General features: G+C 37.5%; 15 protein-coding genes. 13 read left to right on the plus strand and 2 right to left on the minus strand.

Annotated features, from left to right (window positions below; translation table 11 throughout):
• The first annotated feature begins 8 nt into the window (after positions 1–8).
• The 7 genes from O1Q79_RS03570 (at position 9) to O1Q79_RS03600 (ending at position 8,385) form a co-directional block, all read left to right on the plus strand.
• On the plus strand, positions 9–476 hold the full coding sequence (locus O1Q79_RS03570; RefSeq protein ID WP_386692993.1) for a hypothetical protein: 468 nt from the start codon (positions 9–11) through the stop codon (positions 474–476).
• A 13-nt stretch (positions 477–489) separates the two neighbouring features.
• On the plus strand, positions 490–2,880 hold the full coding sequence (pheT, locus tag O1Q79_RS03575) for a phenylalanine--tRNA ligase subunit beta (protein WP_386692994.1): 2,391 nt from the start codon (positions 490–492) through the stop codon (positions 2,878–2,880).
• Between the two features lie 2 nt (positions 2,881–2,882).
• Positions 2,883–3,179, plus strand: coding sequence for an integration host factor subunit alpha (locus tag O1Q79_RS03580; protein WP_132302531.1), 297 nt, complete (start codon positions 2,883–2,885; stop codon positions 3,177–3,179).
• A gap of 69 nt (positions 3,180–3,248) precedes the next feature.
• Positions 3,249–3,746, plus strand: coding sequence for a C40 family peptidase (locus O1Q79_RS03585; protein WP_386692995.1), 498 nt, complete (start codon positions 3,249–3,251; stop codon positions 3,744–3,746).
• Between the two features lie 83 nt (positions 3,747–3,829).
• The gene (gene pepN / locus O1Q79_RS03590) at positions 3,830–6,448 is read left to right on the plus strand and encodes an aminopeptidase N (protein WP_386692996.1); all 2,619 of its coding nucleotides are present in this window, start codon (positions 3,830–3,832) and stop codon (positions 6,446–6,448) included.
• A 16-nt stretch (positions 6,449–6,464) separates the two neighbouring features.
• Complete coding sequence (pyrD, locus tag O1Q79_RS03595) at positions 6,465–7,487, plus strand: quinone-dependent dihydroorotate dehydrogenase (protein ID WP_386692998.1); 1,023 nt, start codon at positions 6,465–6,467, stop codon at positions 7,485–7,487.
• A 55-nt stretch (positions 7,488–7,542) separates the two neighbouring features.
• Positions 7,543–8,385, plus strand: coding sequence for a PHP domain-containing protein (locus O1Q79_RS03600; RefSeq protein WP_386692999.1), 843 nt, complete (start codon positions 7,543–7,545; stop codon positions 8,383–8,385).
• A gap of 2 nt (positions 8,386–8,387) precedes the next feature.
• Here the strand turns inward: O1Q79_RS03600 and O1Q79_RS03605 are convergent, their stop codons facing one another.
• The gene (locus O1Q79_RS03605; protein ID WP_386693000.1) at positions 8,388–9,284 is read right to left on the minus strand and encodes a LysR family transcriptional regulator; all 897 of its coding nucleotides are present in this window, start codon (positions 9,282–9,284) and stop codon (positions 8,388–8,390) included.
• Positions 9,285–9,383: 99 nt separating this feature from the next.
• Between O1Q79_RS03605 and topA the strand changes: the two genes are divergently transcribed.
• The 6 genes from topA to pntB all read left to right on the plus strand — a co-directional run bounded on the left by topA (position 9,384) and on the right by pntB (position 17,931).
• Complete coding sequence (topA, locus tag O1Q79_RS03610; RefSeq protein WP_386693001.1) at positions 9,384–11,990, plus strand: type I DNA topoisomerase; 2,607 nt, start codon at positions 9,384–9,386, stop codon at positions 11,988–11,990.
• Positions 11,991–12,156: 166 nt separating this feature from the next.
• On the plus strand, positions 12,157–12,597 hold the full coding sequence (gene yfbV, locus O1Q79_RS03615; RefSeq protein ID WP_386686507.1) for a terminus macrodomain insulation protein YfbV: 441 nt from the start codon (positions 12,157–12,159) through the stop codon (positions 12,595–12,597).
• Between the two features lie 78 nt (positions 12,598–12,675).
• Positions 12,676–13,179, plus strand: coding sequence for a CvpA family protein (locus O1Q79_RS03620; protein ID WP_386693002.1), 504 nt, complete (start codon positions 12,676–12,678; stop codon positions 13,177–13,179).
• Positions 13,180–13,192: 13 nt separating this feature from the next.
• On the plus strand, positions 13,193–14,704 hold the full coding sequence (gene purF, locus O1Q79_RS03625; RefSeq protein WP_386693003.1) for an amidophosphoribosyltransferase: 1,512 nt from the start codon (positions 13,193–13,195) through the stop codon (positions 14,702–14,704).
• Positions 14,705–14,938: 234 nt separating this feature from the next.
• Positions 14,939–16,468, plus strand: coding sequence for a Re/Si-specific NAD(P)(+) transhydrogenase subunit alpha (gene pntA, locus O1Q79_RS03630; protein WP_386693004.1), 1,530 nt, complete (start codon positions 14,939–14,941; stop codon positions 16,466–16,468).
• 11 nt (positions 16,469–16,479) lie between these two features.
• Positions 16,480–17,931 (plus strand): Re/Si-specific NAD(P)(+) transhydrogenase subunit beta, encoded by a 1,452-nt coding sequence (gene pntB, locus O1Q79_RS03635; RefSeq protein ID WP_386693005.1) that lies wholly within the window; start codon positions 16,480–16,482, stop codon positions 17,929–17,931.
• A gap of 190 nt (positions 17,932–18,121) precedes the next feature.
• Here pntB and O1Q79_RS03640 read toward each other — a convergent pair whose 3' ends face one another.
• Positions 18,122–19,129, minus strand: a complete 1,008-nt coding sequence (locus tag O1Q79_RS03640; protein WP_386693006.1) for a YeiH family protein — start codon at positions 19,127–19,129, stop codon at positions 18,122–18,124.
• Positions 19,130–19,538 lie beyond the last annotated feature (409 nt).

Genomic DNA, 19,538 nt, shown 5'->3' on the forward strand with positions numbered 1-19,538 from the left:
AAATAAATATGAAAAAATTAGTGGTTATGCCATTAACATTATTTTCAGCATCGGTATTGGCAGTAACAGAAAATGTAATCGAGACAACCACCACTCAACCCAAAGCGACAATATTTGTTTTGGATACATCAAGTCATCCTGCTAAAGTGATGAAAAATACGCAATTTTCCCGTTCAAAAGCGCGTAATTTATGTGTTGCAGTGTCAGATGTTCCCGTGCAGGATAAAAACCAGTTTGCAGAATATTTTGTTTCACCTGCGCCAATTAATATTATTGCAAAAAATTCAGAGATTAAAATGGATGATGATAAAAAAGGTTTTTTAGCGATTACACTGATTGACAGATCTGAAATTAAAAATAATGTCGCGACAAGATGCTGGCAGTTTGAGCAAAATGATCCTGTAGGTAAATATAAATTAGATGTACAGTTCAATGATATTGTCTTTAAAGGTTTATCATTTGAAGTATTAAAATAAGAGAGATAAATAGATGAAATTTAGTGAACAGTGGGTTCGAGAGTGGGTTAATCCTGCAATAACAACCGAACAATTATGTGATCAAATTACCATGTTAGGTTTAGAAGTAGATGGTATAGAACCAGTTGCTGGTGAATTTTCTGGTGTATTGGTAGGTGAAGTGGTGGAATGTGCTCAACATCCTGATGCAGATAAATTACGGGTGACTAAAGTCAATGTTGGTGGCGAGCATTTGTTAGATATCGTCTGTGGTGCACCAAATTGTCGTCAAGGCTTGAAAGTGGCTGTTGCCACCGTAGGGGCTGTCTTACCGGGTAATTTCAAAATTAAGAAAGCAAAATTACGTGGTCAGCCGTCAGAAGGGATGTTGTGTTCCTTTAGTGAGTTAGCGATTTCGGAAGATCATAGTGGTATTATTGAATTACCTGTAGATGCCCCAATTGGTATAGATTTACGTGACTATTTACAATTAAATGATCAGGCGATTGAAATTAGTTTAACGCCAAATCGTGCGGACTGTTTAAGCATTGCGGGTATTGCTCGTGAATTAGGTGTGGTGAATAAACAAGCGGTAAATACACCGCAGTTTGATATTGTTCCATCAACAATTAGCGATAAAGTGGATATTAAGATTTCAGCACCAGATGCTTGTCCACGTTATTTGTTGCGTAAAGTGAAAAATGTTAACGTAAAAGCAGCAACCCCAATGTGGTTGAAAGAAAAGTTACGCCGTTGTGATATTCGTTCTATCGATCCTATTGTGGATATTACAAACTACATCTTACTTGAACTCGGACAGCCTATGCACGCTTTTGATGCAGAAAAAGTGACGCAACCTTTTGATGTCCGTATGGCAAAAGATGGTGAGCAATTAGTCCTATTAGATGGTACAACAGCAACATTACAAAGTAATACATTAGTCATTGCAGATCAAACAGGTCCATTAGCCATGGCCGGGATTTTCGGCGGACAAGCCAGTGGTGTGGATGCGGAAAATACCAAAGATGTGATTTTAGAATCTGCTTTTTTCAATCCATTAGCGATTACTGGTCGTGCTAGACAATATGGTTTGCACACTGACAGTTCACATCGTTTTGAACGTGGTGTGGATTTTGAATTACAACGTAAAGCAATGGAAAGAGCTACAGCGTTGTTATTAGCCATTTGTGGAGGTGAAGCAGGTGAAATTTGTGAAGTGGTCAGTGAACAGCATTTACCTAAAATCAAACAAGTACAATTACGTCGTGAAAAATTAGATAGTTTATTAGGGCATTATATTGATGATGCTACCGTAACAGATATTTTCCAACGTTTAGGCTTTGATGTTGATTTTGTTGATAATGTTTGGACGGTTACTTCAACTAGCTGGCGTTTTGATATTGAAATTGAAGAAGATTTAGTGGAAGAAGTGGCTCGTATCTATGGTTATAATGAAATTCCAAATAATTCCCCGTTAGCTCATTTAAAAATGCGTGAGCATCGTGAAGCTGATATTGATGTTTCTCGTGTCAAAACAGCATTAGTGGGTAACGATTTCTATGAAGCCATTACCTATAGTTTTGTTGATCCGAAAATTCAGCAATTATTGCACCCTAATCAAGATGCTTTGATTTTACCAAATCCTATTTCTGTCGAAATGTCGGCTATGCGAGTATCTTTATTGACTGGTTTGCTAGGGGCAGTATTGTATAATCAAAATCGTCAGCAAAATCGTATTCGTTTATTTGAAGTGGGCTTACGCTTTATTCCTGATCAAAATGCAGAATTTGGTGTTCGTCAAGAGCAAGTATTTAGTGCGGTAATGACCGGTTCACGTTTAAATGAACATTGGGCTGGAAAAACTGAACAAGCGGATTTCTTTGATCTAAAAGGGTATTTAGAAAATATTTTATCTTTGACGGCTTATGCAAATGATGTTAGATTTGTGTCAAAAGCTTTCCCAGCATTCCATCCGGGGCAATCGGCATCAATTGTATTAAATGGCGAAGAAATTGGTTTTATTGGACAAATTCATCCGACCATTGCTCAAAAAATTGGTTTAAATGGCAAAGTCTTTGCTTGTGAAATTTTAGTGGATAAAATTGCACAGCGTAAAGTGGCTGTGGCAAAAGAGATTTCAAAATTCCCAGCGAATCGTCGTGATTTGGCTTTGGTGGTTGAGAATACAGTGGCGGCAAGTGATGTATTGGATGTCTGTCGTACAGTGGCAGGCGAAAAATTAATTGGTGTGAATTTATTTGATGTTTATCAGGGTCAAGGCGTGCCAGACGGATATAAAAGTTTAGCGATTAGCTTAACTATTCAAGACACCGAAAAGACTTTGGAAGAAGAAGATATTAATGCGGTGATTTCAGTGGTATTAACCGAATTAAAACAGCGTTTTAATGCTTATTTGAGAGATTAATTATGACATTAACTAAAATTGAAATTGCAGAAAATCTCATTGATAAATGTGGATTGGCAAAACCAGAAGCAAAAGAACTTGTGGAAAGTTTTTTTGAACAAATTCGTCTTTTTTTAGAACAAGGAGAAGATGTAAAATTATCGGGTTTTGGTAATTTTGAATTACGTGATAAATCTACCAGACCGGGTCGTAACCCAAAAACGGGGGAAAGTGTACCCGTTTCCGCCCGTCGAGTAGTGGTTTTTCGCCCCGGACAAAAATTACGTGCCAGAGTAGAAAAAGCGAAACCCAAAGGTTAATTCTAATATGTAGAAGCTATTTATAAACCCTATAGATAGCTTTTGTGTAACTTTATTATAGGAAGATCGATGAATTTTTATCAGCGATTGAGTGCTTTTTTTTTATTAATATCATTATGTTTAACTGGCTGTTCTTCCTCATCTAATAAAGGTGAATATGATGGTATTAATTATCAAGGTCAATTAAATGATCCCATTATGGTGATTGCTTTATTAAGTGAACAACAACGTGAATGGGCGGGAGTCCCTTATTTATTAGGGGGCAATACACGTTCAGGGGTAGATTGTTCAGGGTTTACGCGTACCACATTTAAAGACCGTTTTAATATTCAACTTCCCAGAACAACCACAGAGCAATCTCGTTATGGTAAAAGAGTGCCACGTTCACAAATTCAAACAGGGGACTTGGTCTTTTTTAAGACTGGACGTGGACCAAACAGTTATCACGTCGGTATCTATGTCAAAGAGGATAAGTTTTTACATGCATCAACAAAGGGGGGAGTCATTTATTCTTCATTAAATAGCCCTTATTGGAATAAAGTATTTTGGCAAGTTCGCCGAATTTAACCCTAGAATATAGTAAATTACTTGTTTGTTAAGCACTTTACTATTAATTATCATATTTATATTTGCCTTATTTGGACATTTTTATGCAACAAGCTAAATACAGAAAAAATTATCGTACGCCAGACTTTACTATTACACATCTCTCTCTTGATTTTCAATTAGATCCAAAGCATACCGTAGTGAAAGCGGTCAGCCGAGTAGAACGCTTAAATCCAGAAGCGACAAGTTTACGTTTAGACGGTCATGGCTTTCAATTTGCATCAATAAAATTAAATGGTGCAGAATTTACTGCTTATCAGCAAGATAAAGAAAGTTTAACCTTAGATTTAACCGAACTCTATGGGGAAAGTGCGGTTCAATTTGAATTAGAAATTATTACTTATTTGGTGCCAGCAGAAAATACGTCACTACAAGGGTTATATCAATCTGGTGAGGGAATTTGTACACAGTGTGAAGCCGAAGGTTTCCGCCAAATTACCTATATGCTTGATCGTCCAGATGTGTTAGCTCGTTACGATGTCACAATTACCGCAGATAAAAGTAAATATCCGTATTTATTATCTAATGGTAATCGTATTGCTCAAGGGGATTTAGCAGATGGTCGTCATTGGGTGCAATGGCAAGATCCTTTCCCAAAACCATGTTATTTATTTGCCTTAGTAGCCGGGGATTTTGATTTATTACAAGATAATTTTGTGACCAAAAGTGGTCGTAATGTGCTGTTAGAATTATATGTGGATCGGGGCAATTTAAATCGAGCGGATTGGGCGATGCGAAGCCTGAAAAAATCCATGAAATGGGATGAAGATCGTTTTGGCTTAGAATATGATTTAGATATTTATATGATTGTTGCGGTGGACTTCTTTAATATGGGTGCCATGGAAAATAAAGGGTTGAATGTATTTAACTCAAAATTTGTATTAGCCAATCCACAAACTGCCACAGATAATGATTATTTAGATGTAGAACGTGTAATCGCCCACGAATATTTCCACAACTGGACTGGTAATCGTGTGACTTGTCGAGATTGGTTCCAGTTGAGTTTAAAAGAGGGCTTAACGGTTTTCCGTGATCAAGAATTTTCGTCTGATACGGGTTCGCGCGCAGTGAATCGAATTAATAATGTACAATTCTTGCGTACTATGCAATTTGCCGAAGATGCAAGTCCGATGTCGCATCCGATTCGTCCTGAAAAAGTATTAGAAATGAATAATTTCTATACCGTAACTGTATATGAGAAAGGGGCAGAAGTTATTCGTATGATGCATACTTTGCTTGGTGAAAAACGTTTCCAAAAAGGTATGCAACTTTATATTGCAGAAAATGATGGTAAAGCCGCCACTTGTGAAGATTTTGTTTCTGCCATGGAACGTGCATCAGGTGTAGATTTAACCCAATTTCGCCGTTGGTACAGTCAATCAGGTACACCAGAATTGACAGTGGCTGATAGCTATGATGAGAAAAAACATAGCTATAAATTAATCGTGTCACAAATGACACCACCAACTGCGGATCAAATGAGCAAAGTGAATTTGCATATTCCATTAAAAATAGCCTTGTATAATCAAAAAGGTATGCCATTTACTTTGCTTAAAAATGGTGAATTAGTAGATGATGTGCTAAATATTACCGAGAGCGAGCAGATTTTTGAATTCCATGATATTACCAGTCGTCCAGTACCAGCATTATTATGTGATTTTTCTGCACCAGTGAAATTAGATTATGATTATAGTCCTGAACAATTAATTACTTTATTGAAATTTGCTCAAAATGAATTTGTACGTTGGGATGCGGTACAAATGTTGTTTAGCTATGAATTGCGTCGTTTATTAGAACAGTATAAAAATGCTCAACAACTAGAATTTTCTCCACAAATTTTAACCGCACTTTCTCAAGTATTGGCAAATTACCAAAGTAATATTGAATTAACCACATTAATTTTAACTTTGCCAAAAGAAGCTGAATTCGCTGAACAATTTAAAGTAATTGATCCTGAAAATATTGCCATCGTGCGTGATATTATGCAACGTACTTTGGCAGAGAATTTAAAAACACAATGGCTTGAAACCTATAATCAAATTCGTTTAGAAGATTATCAAATTAATACTCAAGATATTGCTAAACGTGGTTTACGTAATCTCTGTTTGCATTATTTAGCCTTTACAGAGTTAGGTAATGCGTTGGTCAATAAACATTATTTGCATGCCAACAATATGACAGATAGTCTTGCTGCGTTAAGCGCGGCTTGTAAAGCACAATTGGCTTGCCGTGATAATTTAATGGCAGATTTTGAACAAAAATGGCACCAAGATGGGTTAGTGATGGATAAATGGTTTGCTTTGCAAGCCACCAGACCTGATGAAAATGTACTATTAAATGTACAGCAATTAATGGATCATCCAAGTTTTAACTTTAATAATCCAAACCGTTTGCGTGCATTAGTTGGTAGCTTTATTAACCAAAATCCAAGAGCATTTCATGCGGTAGATGGCTCGGGTTATCGTTTCTTAACGGAAATCTTGATTAGTTTGAATAAAAGTAATCCGCAAGTCGGTGCACGTTTAATTGAACCGTTAATTCGTTTTAGACGTTATGATAGTCAACGTCAACAATTAATGAAACGAGCGTTACAACGTTTATTTGAAGTGGAAAATCTTTCTCGAGATTTATATGAGAAAATTGAAAAAGCGTTGAATAGCTAAAATGAGAAATTGTATTATGTTTTACCCACTTATCCGCAAAGTCCTATTTTGTTTACAACCTGAAACGGCACATGATTTCACTATCTCAACTTTGCATTTAGCTGGAAAGCCCATATTGAATGGCATCGTTAAAAATCTGATAGCTTGTCCACAAGGTACAGAAAAAAATGTCATGGGCATCAAATTTAAAAATCCGATTGGGTTAGCCGCTGGAGTCGATAAAGATGGTGAAGCCATTGACGGCTTTGCAGCTTTGGGTTTTGGTTTTATTGAAGTTGGAACTGTCACACCGTTGGCACAAGATGGTAATGCAAAACCACGTCAATTTCGTTTAGTTGAAGCGGAAGGAATTATTAATCGTAACGGTTTTAATAATAAAGGCATTGATCATTTAATCGAAAATGTAAAAAAATCCCAGTTTAATGGGGTATTAGGGATTAATATCGGTAAAAATAAAATCACGCCACTTGAAAAAGGCAAAGATGATTATATTTTTTGCTTAAATAAAGCCTATAATTATGCGGATTATATTACGGTTAATATTTCATCACCGAATACGCCTGATTTACGTCAATTACAATATGGTGATGCGTTAGATGATCTATTACAAAGTATTAAAGCCAGACAACTGATTCTATCTGAACAGTATAATAAATATGTGCCTGTCGTAGTGAAAATTGCACCTGATTTAACTGAAAATGAATTAGTACAAATTGCTGATGCCTTACGCCGTCATAAGATGGATGGTGTAATTGCCACTAATACTACCATTGCTCGAGATAATGTCACAGGATTAAAGCATTCACAAGAAATTGGTGGATTAAGCGGTAAACCATTACAACATAAAAGCACAGCAATCATTCGCCGTTTACAGCAAGAATTACAAGGTGAAATACCGATCATTGGGAGCGGAGGCATTGATTCAATCCAGAATGCACAGCAAAAAATAGCAGCGGGAGCGAGTTTATTGCAACTCTATTCTGGATTAATTTATCATGGACCGAAATTGGTCAAGGATTTGGTTCAAGCAATAAAATAATATCATGGGAAAGTGCGGTGAAATTGACCGCACTTTTCTCTTTAAAGAGAGAATAATGAGCGAAAGAATTTACGATTTACATTGTCATAGCACCGCATCTGATGGGGTATTAAGTCCAACAGAGCTAGTACAACGAGCCGTTGAAAAAGGTGTGAATGTGTTAGCGATATGTGATCATGATAGTATTGCAGGGTTAGATGAAGCCAGAGCGGAAAGCCATAAGCAAGGCATTCAGTTGATTAATGGGGTAGAAATTTCGACTATTTGGACTGGGCAAGGTGGCAATCGGGGAGTTCATATTGTGGGGTTAGATTTTGATCAAAATTCATTAGAAATGACCGCACTTTTAGCTCAACAAGCAGAATTACGTTTACAACGTGCCATACAAATTGGTGAAAAACTTGAGTTGCTTGGTATTGCTGATGCCTATCAAGGTGCAAAAGCGTTAGCCAGTGGAGAAGTCACACGAGCGCATTATGCTAGATTTTTAGTGCAGATAGGTAAAGTATCAAACGATACGCAGGCTTTTAAACGTTATCTTTCGGCAGGTAAACCTGCTTATGTAAAAGCCGATTGGGTGGATATTGCTACTGCGATTAAAGTGATTCATCAAGCTGGTGGATTGGCTGTGTTGGCTCATCCATTGCGTTATAATATGACTAATAGTTGGATTAAAAAATTGGTGATGGATTTCGCTCAATGGCAAGGTGATGGGATTGAAGTGGCAGGTTGCGGACAATTACCAAACCAACGTCAATTAGTGGCACGTTGGGCAGTAGAATACAATTTATTGGCATCTGTCGGATCAGATTTTCATTTTCCTTGTGCTTGGATTGAGTTAGGCAAATCCCTAACCTTACCAGATAATGTTATGCCAATTTGGGCAAAATTTGCTTAAATTTAGCGGTGTTTACCTAAATCTAAACTTTGTAAAAAATTAATAAAAGCCTTCACCTTAGCACTTAAATATCGGCGGTGTGGATAGATCGCATGTAAATCTATCGTTTGTTGTTTGTAATCGGTTAGCAATTCCACTAATTTTCCTGAGGTTAAATCTTGTTCAATCAGAAAATAGGGTTGATTAATAATGCCTACCCCAGCTTTTGCCATTTCAACTAAGGTTAAGCCGTTATTAGAAACCAGTTTTGAGTGCATTTTAATCCGCTGAATCTTACCGTCACAATGAGTGAATTCCCAGTAAATTTGATTACCAGAGGCTTTATATAATAAACAATCATGATGTTGCAGATCTGTTGGGGTTTTGGGTTTGCCATGTTTTGCAATATAATCTGGTGATGCAACAAAGTGCATTGTGGTGGTGGCAAGTTTTTTCGCAACTAAAGAACTGTCTTGTAAGTTACCAATGCGTAAAGCAACATCATAGCCCTCGGACATTAAATCAACACGGCGATCGCTAAAATCTATTTCAATATGTAAATTGGGATTAGCTTTAGCAAATTCGGCTAAATTGTGGCTGATAAAACGTAAACCAAAATCCATTGGCACGGAAACCAACAAATTTCCTTGCAGTGAAGAAGATAAATCACTAATACTGGCATCAGCTTCATTTAATTCAGCCAATATAGGCTGACAATGTTGGTAATAGACTAACCCAGCTTCAGTGGGAGAGATTTTTCGAGTAGTGCGGTGTAATAATCTCGTTTGTAAGTGTTCTTCAAGTTGAGCCACTAATTTACTTGCCATGGCAACGGAAATATTTTCCAGTTGTGCAGTTTGAGTAAAACTTTGGGTTTCAATCACCTTACAAAAGACGGAAATTGCATTTAGTTTATCCATTTAACATCCTTTTGAAAAAAAATTGTTGACCTAATAACCATTCCTTAGGCAATATAAAAAAAGATTTTACACAAAATATAAAAAATTAGGTATTTAAATATGAGTAAATCGTTAGTTATTGTGGAATCGCCAGCCAAAGCGAAAACTATTAATAAATATTTGGGTAATAACTATGTGGTAAAATCCAGTGTTGGACATATCCGTGATTTGCCTATGGCAGGGACGAGTACAGGCGAAAAAGCAAAACCGATTTCAACCAAAGGATTAAGTGCTGAAGAAAAAGCGAGTGTTAAGGCTGAAAAAGAACAAACCGCTTTAGTTAAACGTATGGGGATTGACCCTTATCATGGTTGGAAAGCGAATTATCAGATTTTACCAGGTAAGGAAAAAGTGGTAGCAGAATTAAAATCTCTCGCCAAAAAAGCGGATCACATTTATCTCGCTACCGACTTAGATAGAGAGGGAGAGGCGATTGCGTGGCATTTACGTGAAGTTATTGGGGGGGATGATGAACGTTTTAGTCGAGTGGTATTTAATGAGATTACCAAGAATGCGATTAAACAAGCCTTTGAGAAGCCAGAACATTTAAATTTAGACCGAGTAAATGCTCAACAAACACGTCGCTTTTTAGATCGTGTAGTAGGCTTTATGGTATCGCCATTGCTTTGGAAAAAAGTAGCACGTGGTTTATCTGCGGGTCGTGTCCAATCAGTCGCGGTGAAATTATTAGTAGAACGTGAACGAGAGATCAAGGCATTTTTGCCTGAGGAATTTTGGCAAGTTGCCGTGGATACACAAACGGCAAAAAAACAAAAAATTCGTTTAGATGTCACCGCACTTAAAGGTAAAAAATTTGAACCGAAAAATGAGCAGCAAGCACAAAGTGCGGTGGATTTTTTACAAAAATCTGAATTTATTGTATCTGATTTAGAAACCAAACCGACTACATCAAAAGCACGACCGCCATTTATTACTTCCACGTTACAACAATCAGCCAGTACCAGACTGAATTTTAGCGTCAAAAAAACCATGATGTTGGCACAACGCTTGTATGAAGCAGGTTACATTACTTATATGCGTACTGATAGCACGAATTTAAGCCAAGATGCGTTAAATATGGTGCGTCATTATATTGAAAATCAGTTTGGCGAAAATTATTTACCAAGCAAGCCGAATTTCTATTCAAGTAAAGATAATGCTCAAGAAGCACACGAAGCAATTCGCCCCTCTGATGTAAATGTATTAGCCACTCATTTATCAGGTATGGAAAAAGATGCTGAACGTTTATATGATTTAATTTGGCGACAATTTGTGGCTTGTCAAATGCCACAAGCTCAATATGACAGCACTACATTAACCGTAACAGCGGGTGATTATGAATTAAAGGCAAAAGGGCGAATTTTACGTTTTGATGGTTGGACAAAGGTTTTACCACAATTAGCCAAATCACCAGAGGATCAAGAATTACCAGCGGTGAATGTGCAAGATAAGCTTAAATTAAACGAGGTGTTACCAAGTCAGCATTTTACCAAACCGCCAGCTCGTTTTACGGAAGCGTCCTTAGTAAAAGAGTTAGAAAAACGAGGTATTGGTCGTCCTTCCACTTATGCAGCGATTATTTCTACTATTCAAGAGCGTGGCTATGTTCGTACCGAAAACCGCCGTTTTTATGCCGAAAAAATGGGGGAGATTGTTACCGATCGTTTAAATCAATCTTTCAGTGAATTGATGAATTATGATTTCACAGCAAATATGGAAGATGTATTAGACCAAATTGCGAGTGGTAGCAAAAACTGGAAAACAGAGTTAAATCAATTCTTTAAAGATTTCTATGAACAATTAAGCACGGCGGAATTAAATGAGCTTGAAGGAGGAATGAAACCGAATAGCTTAGTGGAAACGGATATTGTTTGTCCAACCTGTGGGCGTAAAATGGCAATTCGTACCGCAAGTACGGGGGTATTTTTAGGTTGTACTGGTTATGCTTTATCACCAAAAGAACGTTGTAAAACCACCGTGAATTTAATTCCAGAAGCTGAATTATTAAACGTGTTAGATAGCGAAAGTGAAGCTAAAGCCTTGATTGCTCGTAAACGTTGTCCGAAATGTGATTCCGCAATGGATAGTTATTTAATTGATCCGCAGCGTAAATTACATATTTGTGGTAATAATCCAAATTGTGATGGTTATATTATTGAGCAGGGTAGTTTTAAAATCAAAGGCTACGATGGTCCAGTAGTTGAATGCGACAAATGTGGTGCAGATATGCACTTAAAATTAGGTCGTTTTGGTAAATATATGGCTTGTACCCAATGTGATAACACCCGAAAAATTCTAAAAAATGGCGATGTGGCTCCACCGAAAGAAGAACCTACTCATTTCCCTGAATTGAAATGTGAAAAATCTGATGCTTATTTTGTATTGCGTGATGGTGCAAGTGGGGTATTTATGTCAGCACATAATTTCCCGAAATCTCGTGAAACAAGAGCACCAAAGGTCGCCGAATTAGCCTTATATCGTGATCGTTTACCCGACAAGTTGAAATATTTGGCAGATGCACCAGCGAAAGATCCAGATGGCAATGATGCGATTGTGCGGTTTAGCCGTAAGGAAAAACGCCAATATGTGACATCGGAAGTAAATGGGAAGCAGACTAAATGGATTATTGATTTTGATGGTAAGCATTGGGTTGAGCGGAAAAAATAAAATAATACTCTAACAAAATAGGGTCCCCATATTTTCAGGAAATAAGGCAAAGTTGGGGCGTGTTTTCTTTTTGCTTACTTTTTCTTTACACGAGTAAAGAAAAAGTAAGCCGCCATCGGCGAAACCCGATTTAAAAACAACAAAAGATTGTAATAAAAAGAAAAAAATGACATTATTCAAAACACTACAACAAGGTCAAACCTACCAAAAAACTTGGATTCTCCACCCAAAACTCAACCAAATATTCCCCGAAAACCGCATTATTAAAGCCACTAAATTTGCCCAAACCCTAATGCCTTTTATCGCTGTGTTCGCTATCGTCTGGCAACAATTTTTCGTGCCACATAGCCACGTTGGGTTAGCGGCAGCCGTGCTAACGGCATTATTTGCCCTTTGCATACCGTTACAAGGTTTATATTGGCTAGGCAAACGTTCCCAAACAACATTGCCTAAGCAAACCGCGGTGAAATTTCAGCAAATTTCTGAACAGCTTGAGAAAAAAGGGATAGCCTTACCATTACCGAAAAATCCTACTTATCAAGATTTAGCCTTTTTATTAAACAAAGCCAATCAACATTTATCCGATGAGTTCTGGCAAGATCTCTAAATATTAAAGCAATCGTTTTCTTTTCGATGATTTTTCGGTAGAATATCCAGCGTTATTTTTCCTATTCTTGAGATGATTATGTCGGTTATTGATTATATTATTATTGGTATTATTGTATTTTCCGTGATTGTGAGTTTATTGCGTGGATTTGTTCGAGAAGTCCTTTCTTTAGCCAGTTGGATTATTGCATTTATCGTAGCCAGTCAATTTTATCCTTATTTAGCCAATTTATTAACCCAAATTGAATCTGAATATATCCGTAATGGCGTGGCTATTGGCGTGTTATTTGTGTTAACGTTAATTGTCGGAGGCATTGTAAATTATGTCATTTCCCAGCTAGTGGATAAAACAGGCTTATCTGGTACCGATAGAGTATTGGGAGCTTGTTTCGGTTTTTTACGGGGGGTGTTAATTGTTGCGGCTTTATTGTTTTTTGTGGATACGTTTACCAACTTTGATCAAAGTGAAGCATGGAAATCTTCCCAATTAATACCGCACTTTGGTTTTGTGGTGGAATGGTTTTTCCAACAATTACAGGCAAATTCCAGTTTTTTAAATTCAACCTTAACTTCAGTTAAATAAAAGGATCCTAACAATGTGTGGTATAGTCGGTATTGTTTCTCACAGTCTTGTTAATCAGTCAATTTATGATGCGTTGATGGTGTTACAGCACCGAGGGCAAGATGCGACAGGGATTGTGACTGTCGATGATGAAAACTGTTTCCGTCTGCGTAAAGCGAATGGCTTAGTGAGTGATGTATTTCAACAAATACACATGCAACGTTTGCAGGGAAATTCAGGCATAGGGCATGTGCGTTATCCAACCGCAGGTAGTTCCAATGTATCTGAAGCTCAACCCTTTTATGTAAATTCTCCTTATGGTTTAGCCTTAGTCCATAATGGTAATCTGACAAACTCTGATGAACTGAAAGAGAAACTATATAAATTAGCTCGCCGTCATGTTAATACCAACTCTGATTCTGAAGCCCTACTAAATATTCTTGCCTACCACATTGATCAAATTGATAAAGAAATCCTTGCACCACAAGATGTGTTTGCTGCCATTCGAGCAACCAATAAAGATATTCGAGGGGCTTATGCCTGTGTCGCCATGATTATTGGGCATGGTTTAGTGGCATTTCGTGATCCGAATGGGATTCGTCCATTGGTTCTTGGCAAACGTGAAGAAAATGGCAAATTGGAATATATGTTTGCTTCTGAAACCGTGGCATTGGATACGGTAGGTTTTGAGTTTGTACGTGATGTTAAACCAGGTGAAGCAATTTATGTGACCTTTGAGGGCGAACTATATTCCGATATTTGTGCGGAACATACCAAGCTCACGCCTTGTATTTTTGAATATGTGTATTTTGCTCGTCCTGATAGTACCATTGACGGGGTTTCTGTGTATGCGGCACGGGTACACATGGGAGAGCGTTTAGGGCAAAAAATAGCACGTGAATGGAAAGATGTGGATATTGATGTCGTGATTCCTGTACCTGAAACCTCTAATGATATTGCTTTGCGAATTGCTCATGTTTTAAATAAGCCTTATCGTCAAGGCTTTGTTAAGAATCGTTATGTGGGGCGTACTTTTATTATGCCAGGGCAAACCCAACGAGTCAGTGCAGTTCGCCGTAAATTAAATACGATTTCGGCAGAATTTAAAGGTAAAAATGTGCTTTTAGTCGATGATTCTATTGTGCGAGGAACGACTTCTGAACAAATTGTAGATATGGCTCGTTCCGCTGGTGCAAATAAAATTTATTTTGCATCGGCAGCCCCTGAGATTCGTTATCCAAATGTCTATGGTATTGATATGCCGACCAAAAATGAATTAATTGCGTATGGTCGTAATGTTGATGAGATTGCCAAATTAATTGGCGTAGATGGGTTAATTTTCCAAGATCTTGAAGCGTTACAAATTTCTATTCAACAGGAAAATCCCAATATTCGTGAATTTGATGCATCAGTCTTTACGGGCAAATATATTACAGGTGATATTACACCTGAATATTTAGATAAGATCGCCGAAAAACGCAATGATAAAGCGAAAACAAAACGTGAGAAAGATGCGACGAATTTAGAAATTCATAACGAACGCTAATCATAAAAATAATGAAAAATGCACCGCACTTTGTTAAAAATAATGCAAAGTGCGGTATTTTTTAGACAAAAATTTAGATCTATTAAATTAATTGATTTTTACTGCTAAAAATCCTTTTTAATTTCTCCTTATTTAGGGTAGAGTTAGTGCAGTTTGACTTTTTGTCATATTGACGGGTTGGATAATCCTTGATTATCCATTTTATTTGTAATCAACCGATTTGAAGGAAACATTATGTTGATTGGTGTACCTCGAGAACTGCTTGATAATGAAAGTCGTGTGGCGGCAACGCCAAAGACGGTTCAGCAAATTCAGAAACTCGGCTTTGATGTGATCGTAGAACACGATGCAGGTTTTAAAGCCAGTTTTGAAGATCAAGCCTTTATAGATGTTGGGGCAAAAGTTGGATCTGCTCAAGATGTTTGGAATGCGGATTTAATTTTTAAAGTAAATGCTCCGACTGATACTGAAATTGCTTTAATTAAACAAGGGGCAACCTTAGTAAGTTTTATTTGGCCAGCCCAAAATCCTGAATTAATGCAAAAATTATCTGAAAAGAAAATTAATGTATTAGCCATGGATTCTGTACCTCGTATTTCACGAGCTCAAGCTTTAGATGCGTTATCATCTATGGCTAATATTTCTGGTTATCGTGCAGTTATCGAAGCGGCTAATTCTTTTGGCAGTTTCTTTACTGGGCAAATTACTGCTGCGGGTAAAGTACCACCAGCTAAAGTCTTAGTTATCGGTGCAGGTGTTGCAGGTCTTGCTGCTATCGGTGCAGCCAATAGTCTTGGTGCGATTGTACGTGCTTTTGATAGTCGTCCAGAAGTAAAAGAGCAAGTTAAATCAATGGGTGCAGACTTCTTAGAAATTGATTTTGAAGAAGAAGGTGGTTCTGGTGACGGTTATGCGAAAGTGATGTCAGAAGAATTTAACCGCCGTGCGATGGAACTTTATGCAGCTCAAGCCAAAGAAGTCGATATTATTATTACGACAGCGGCTATTCCAGGGAAACCAGCACCACGTTTGATTACTAAACAAATGGTCGATTCCATGAAACCAGGTTCGGTGATTGTGGATTTAGCCGCGGCGACTGGCGGTAACTGCGAATACACCAAAGCAGGTGAAATTTTTGTCACCGATAATCAAGTGAAAGTGATTGGTTATACTGACTTCCCAGCTCGTTTACCAACCCAATCCTCCCAACTTTATGGTACTAACTTAGTTAATTTATTGAAATTATTAGCACCAAATAAAGATGGTCAAATTGATATTAATTTTGAAGATGTGGTATTGCGTGGTGTGACCGTGATTCGTGATGGCGAAATTACTTGGCCAGCACCACCAATTCAAGTGTCTGCTCAACCGCAAAAACAAGCGGCAGCCCCTGTTGCGAAAAAAGAAGCGAAACCAGCGGATCCACGAGTTAAATACGGCGTAATGGTGGCGGTAGTTTGCTTATTCTTATGGTTAGCGTCTGTGACACCTACCGCATTCTTATCGCACTTCACGGTATTCGTATTAGCCTGTGTAGTTGGGTATTATGTAGTTTGGAACGTCAGCCACGCATTGCATACCCCGTTAATGGCGGTGACTAATGCGATTTCGGGTATTATTATTGTCGGGGCAGTATTGCAGATTGCACAAGGGAGTTTCTTTGTCAGCATATTAGCATTTATTGCCATTTTGGTTGCAAGCATCAATATTTTCGGGGGATTCAAAGTCACCCAACGTATGCTTGCCATGTTTAGAAAAGGTTAAGGAGTACGACAATGTCATTAGGTTTAGTACAAGCGGCATATATTGTGTCGGCATTACTTTTCATTATGAGCTTGGCTGGTCTTTCTAAACATGAAACAGCAAAAGCAGGGTGTTGGTACGGCATCGTTGGTATGACGATTGCTTTAGTGGCAACGATTTTCGGACCCGCTACAGAAGGTCAATTCTGGATCATTATTGCTATGATTATCGGTGCAATTCTGGGTATTCATCGTGCATTAAAAGTGGAAATGACAGAAATGCCAGAATTAGTCGCAATGCTGCATAGTTTTGTGGGTTTAGCGGCAGTTTTAGTCGGCTTTAATAGTTTTGGTCTGCATATTCAGCCAGAATTTGTGGCACCAGAAGGCATGACGTTTACTAGCCCAGAAGCCTTAGAAACGGCAAAAGCAGCATTCTTAGCAGAACAAGATGTCCTTGCTAATATTCACAATGTAGAAGTCTTTTTAGGTATCTTTATTGGTGCTGTAACATTCACTGGTTCTATTGTGGCATTTGGTAAATTACGTGGCATTATTAATTCTAAAGCCTTAATGTTACCACATCGCCATAAATTAAATTTAGCGGCTCTTGTGGTATCAGCATTATTAATGGTGTCATTCTTAAATTCACCTGAAAGCATTTTCCCAGTGTTATTAATGACAGCGATTGCTCTTGCATTCGGTTGGCATTTAGTGGCATCTATCGGTGGTGCAGATATGCCAGTGGTGGTGTCAATGCTGAACTCTTATTCAGGTTGGGCAGCAGCGGCAGCAGGCTTTATGTTGAACAACGACTTATTAATTGTCACTGGTGCGTTGGTAGGTTCATCTGGTGCAATCCTTTCTTACATTATGTGTAAAGCCATGAACCGCTCATTTATTAGTGTTATTGCTGGTGGTTTTGGTAATGACGTAGTGGCAAGTTCTGATGAAGAACAAGGTGAGCATCGTGAAACGACCGCAGAAGAAGTGGCAGAATTATTGAAAAATGCGAGTTCTGTGATTATCACCCCAGGATATGGTATGGCAGTCGCTCAAGCACAATATCCAGTGGCAGATATTACGGCGAAATTACGTGAACGTGGTATTAACGTACGTTTCGGTATTCACCCTGTGGCAGGACGTTTACCAGGCCACATGAACGTATTATTAGCGGAAGCCAAAGTACCTTATGATGTAGTATTGGAAATGGACGAAATTAACGAAGATTTCCCAGATACAGACGTGGTATTAGTGATTGGTGCAAATGATACAGTTAACCCTGCTGCATTAGACGATCCAAATAGCCCGATTGCAGGCATGCCAGTGTTAGAAGTGTGGAAAGCCCAAAACGTAATTGTGTTCAAACGCTCTATGGCGGTCGGTTACGCAGGCGTACAAAATCCATTGTTCTTTAAAGAAAATACCCAAATGTTGTTTGGTGATGCGAAAGAACGTGTGGAAGATATTTTGAAAGCATTGTAATTCTCTATTAAGATTATATAAAATAACCCCACTTTAGGATCAAGTGATCTGCTCTCCAAAAGTTGAATATAATCCAACTTACTGAGGTGCAGATCACTATTTTTATTGGCATTATATTTAATAATTAAGAACCAATAATTTTGTTTAACATACTAAGAATTTTTTGATTTTCTCACTGCTGTTTACATAATTAATTGAACACATACTGCATTCCTAAATTCACTATAAATCCTCCTATAACTAGCCACAAAAATACTAAGAAACCTAAAATTAATGGTTTTATCCCAGCTTGTTTAATAGCACTAATATGTGTCGTTAAGCCTAATGCCACCATTGACATCATGAGTAAAATGCTATCAATTTGAATTAAAATTTGGACTAATGGTTCCGGTAATAATGTAAAAGAATTAAACACGGCAACTAAAACAAAATATAATGCAAACCAAGGCATATTAAATTGACTTTTTTGAGCGGTTTGGTTTTGTTGTTTGTGTAAATAAAATGACAGCATAATTAAAAATGGAGCAAGCATCATTACGCGTAACATTTTGGTGATCACCGAAATATCAGCGACTTCCGGATTAATATTTTTCCCTGCAGTGTAAACTTGAGCCACTTCATGGACGGAGGAACCGATATAAATACCAAATTGGTTATCAGTTAGTCCTTGAATATAGTCATACAAAATAGGATAGACAAACATTGAAATAGTACCGAAAATCACAATTAACGCAATGGCAACAGAAACCTTATGTGAATCCGATTTTACTACAGGTTCAGTGGCCAAAATAGCGGCAGCACCACAAATGCTACATCCTGACGCAGTGAGATAGACAATTTGCTTGTCGATCTTCAATAGATAAATGCCTAATACATAAGTAATAAAAAAGGTAAAAATCAGCATGATTGCATCAGAAATAATGGCATTAGCACCTACATGGGCAATGTCTTGAAACGTGATATGAAAACCGTATAACACAATCCCAATTCGTAATAATTTTCCTTTTGCAAATGTTACACCATCTTGAGCTTGATGTTGCCATTTGGGATAAAGCGTATTACCGATGAATAAGCCTAACAAAATGGCGAGCGTTAATGCACCAAGATGAAGCTCGTTAGCTATATTGGTTAATGAGAGTATTTTAGCAATTAACGTAAGAATGCTAACAATAGCTAAGCCAAACAATGAGTTTTTCATTGCAGTACCCCTAAATTTTAGTTTATAAATAAAAAAGTAGATAAATGATTTATTCAAAAGGAATAAACACATTGAATTAAAAAATAAATTAACAAAGTAATTTTATTTCACGAAATATCATGAAAAAAACTGTAATTATTACACTGCCCAGTTAAAATTTTGTCCAAATTTAACCATACATTGAACTATTTCCAACGTTTGAATTGAGCTCTCTACGCCGATTATAGGTGACAGTACACCAGCTTTAATACAGCATAAGGATTTATCGTCGAAAGAATAGGCTTAAATAGCAGTTAACACCATTTGGCTAATCAGGTAGTAATCTAATTGACTACAGTTTATTACATTATCGGTGTAATCTAATACTGCGTCAAATTGCTGTATCAGTTCAGCTGAAAATACTAAGTAT

This window comes from Lonepinella sp. MS14434, assembly GCF_042468235.1.
Taxonomy (GTDB): Bacteria; Pseudomonadota; Gammaproteobacteria; order Enterobacterales; family Pasteurellaceae; genus Lonepinella.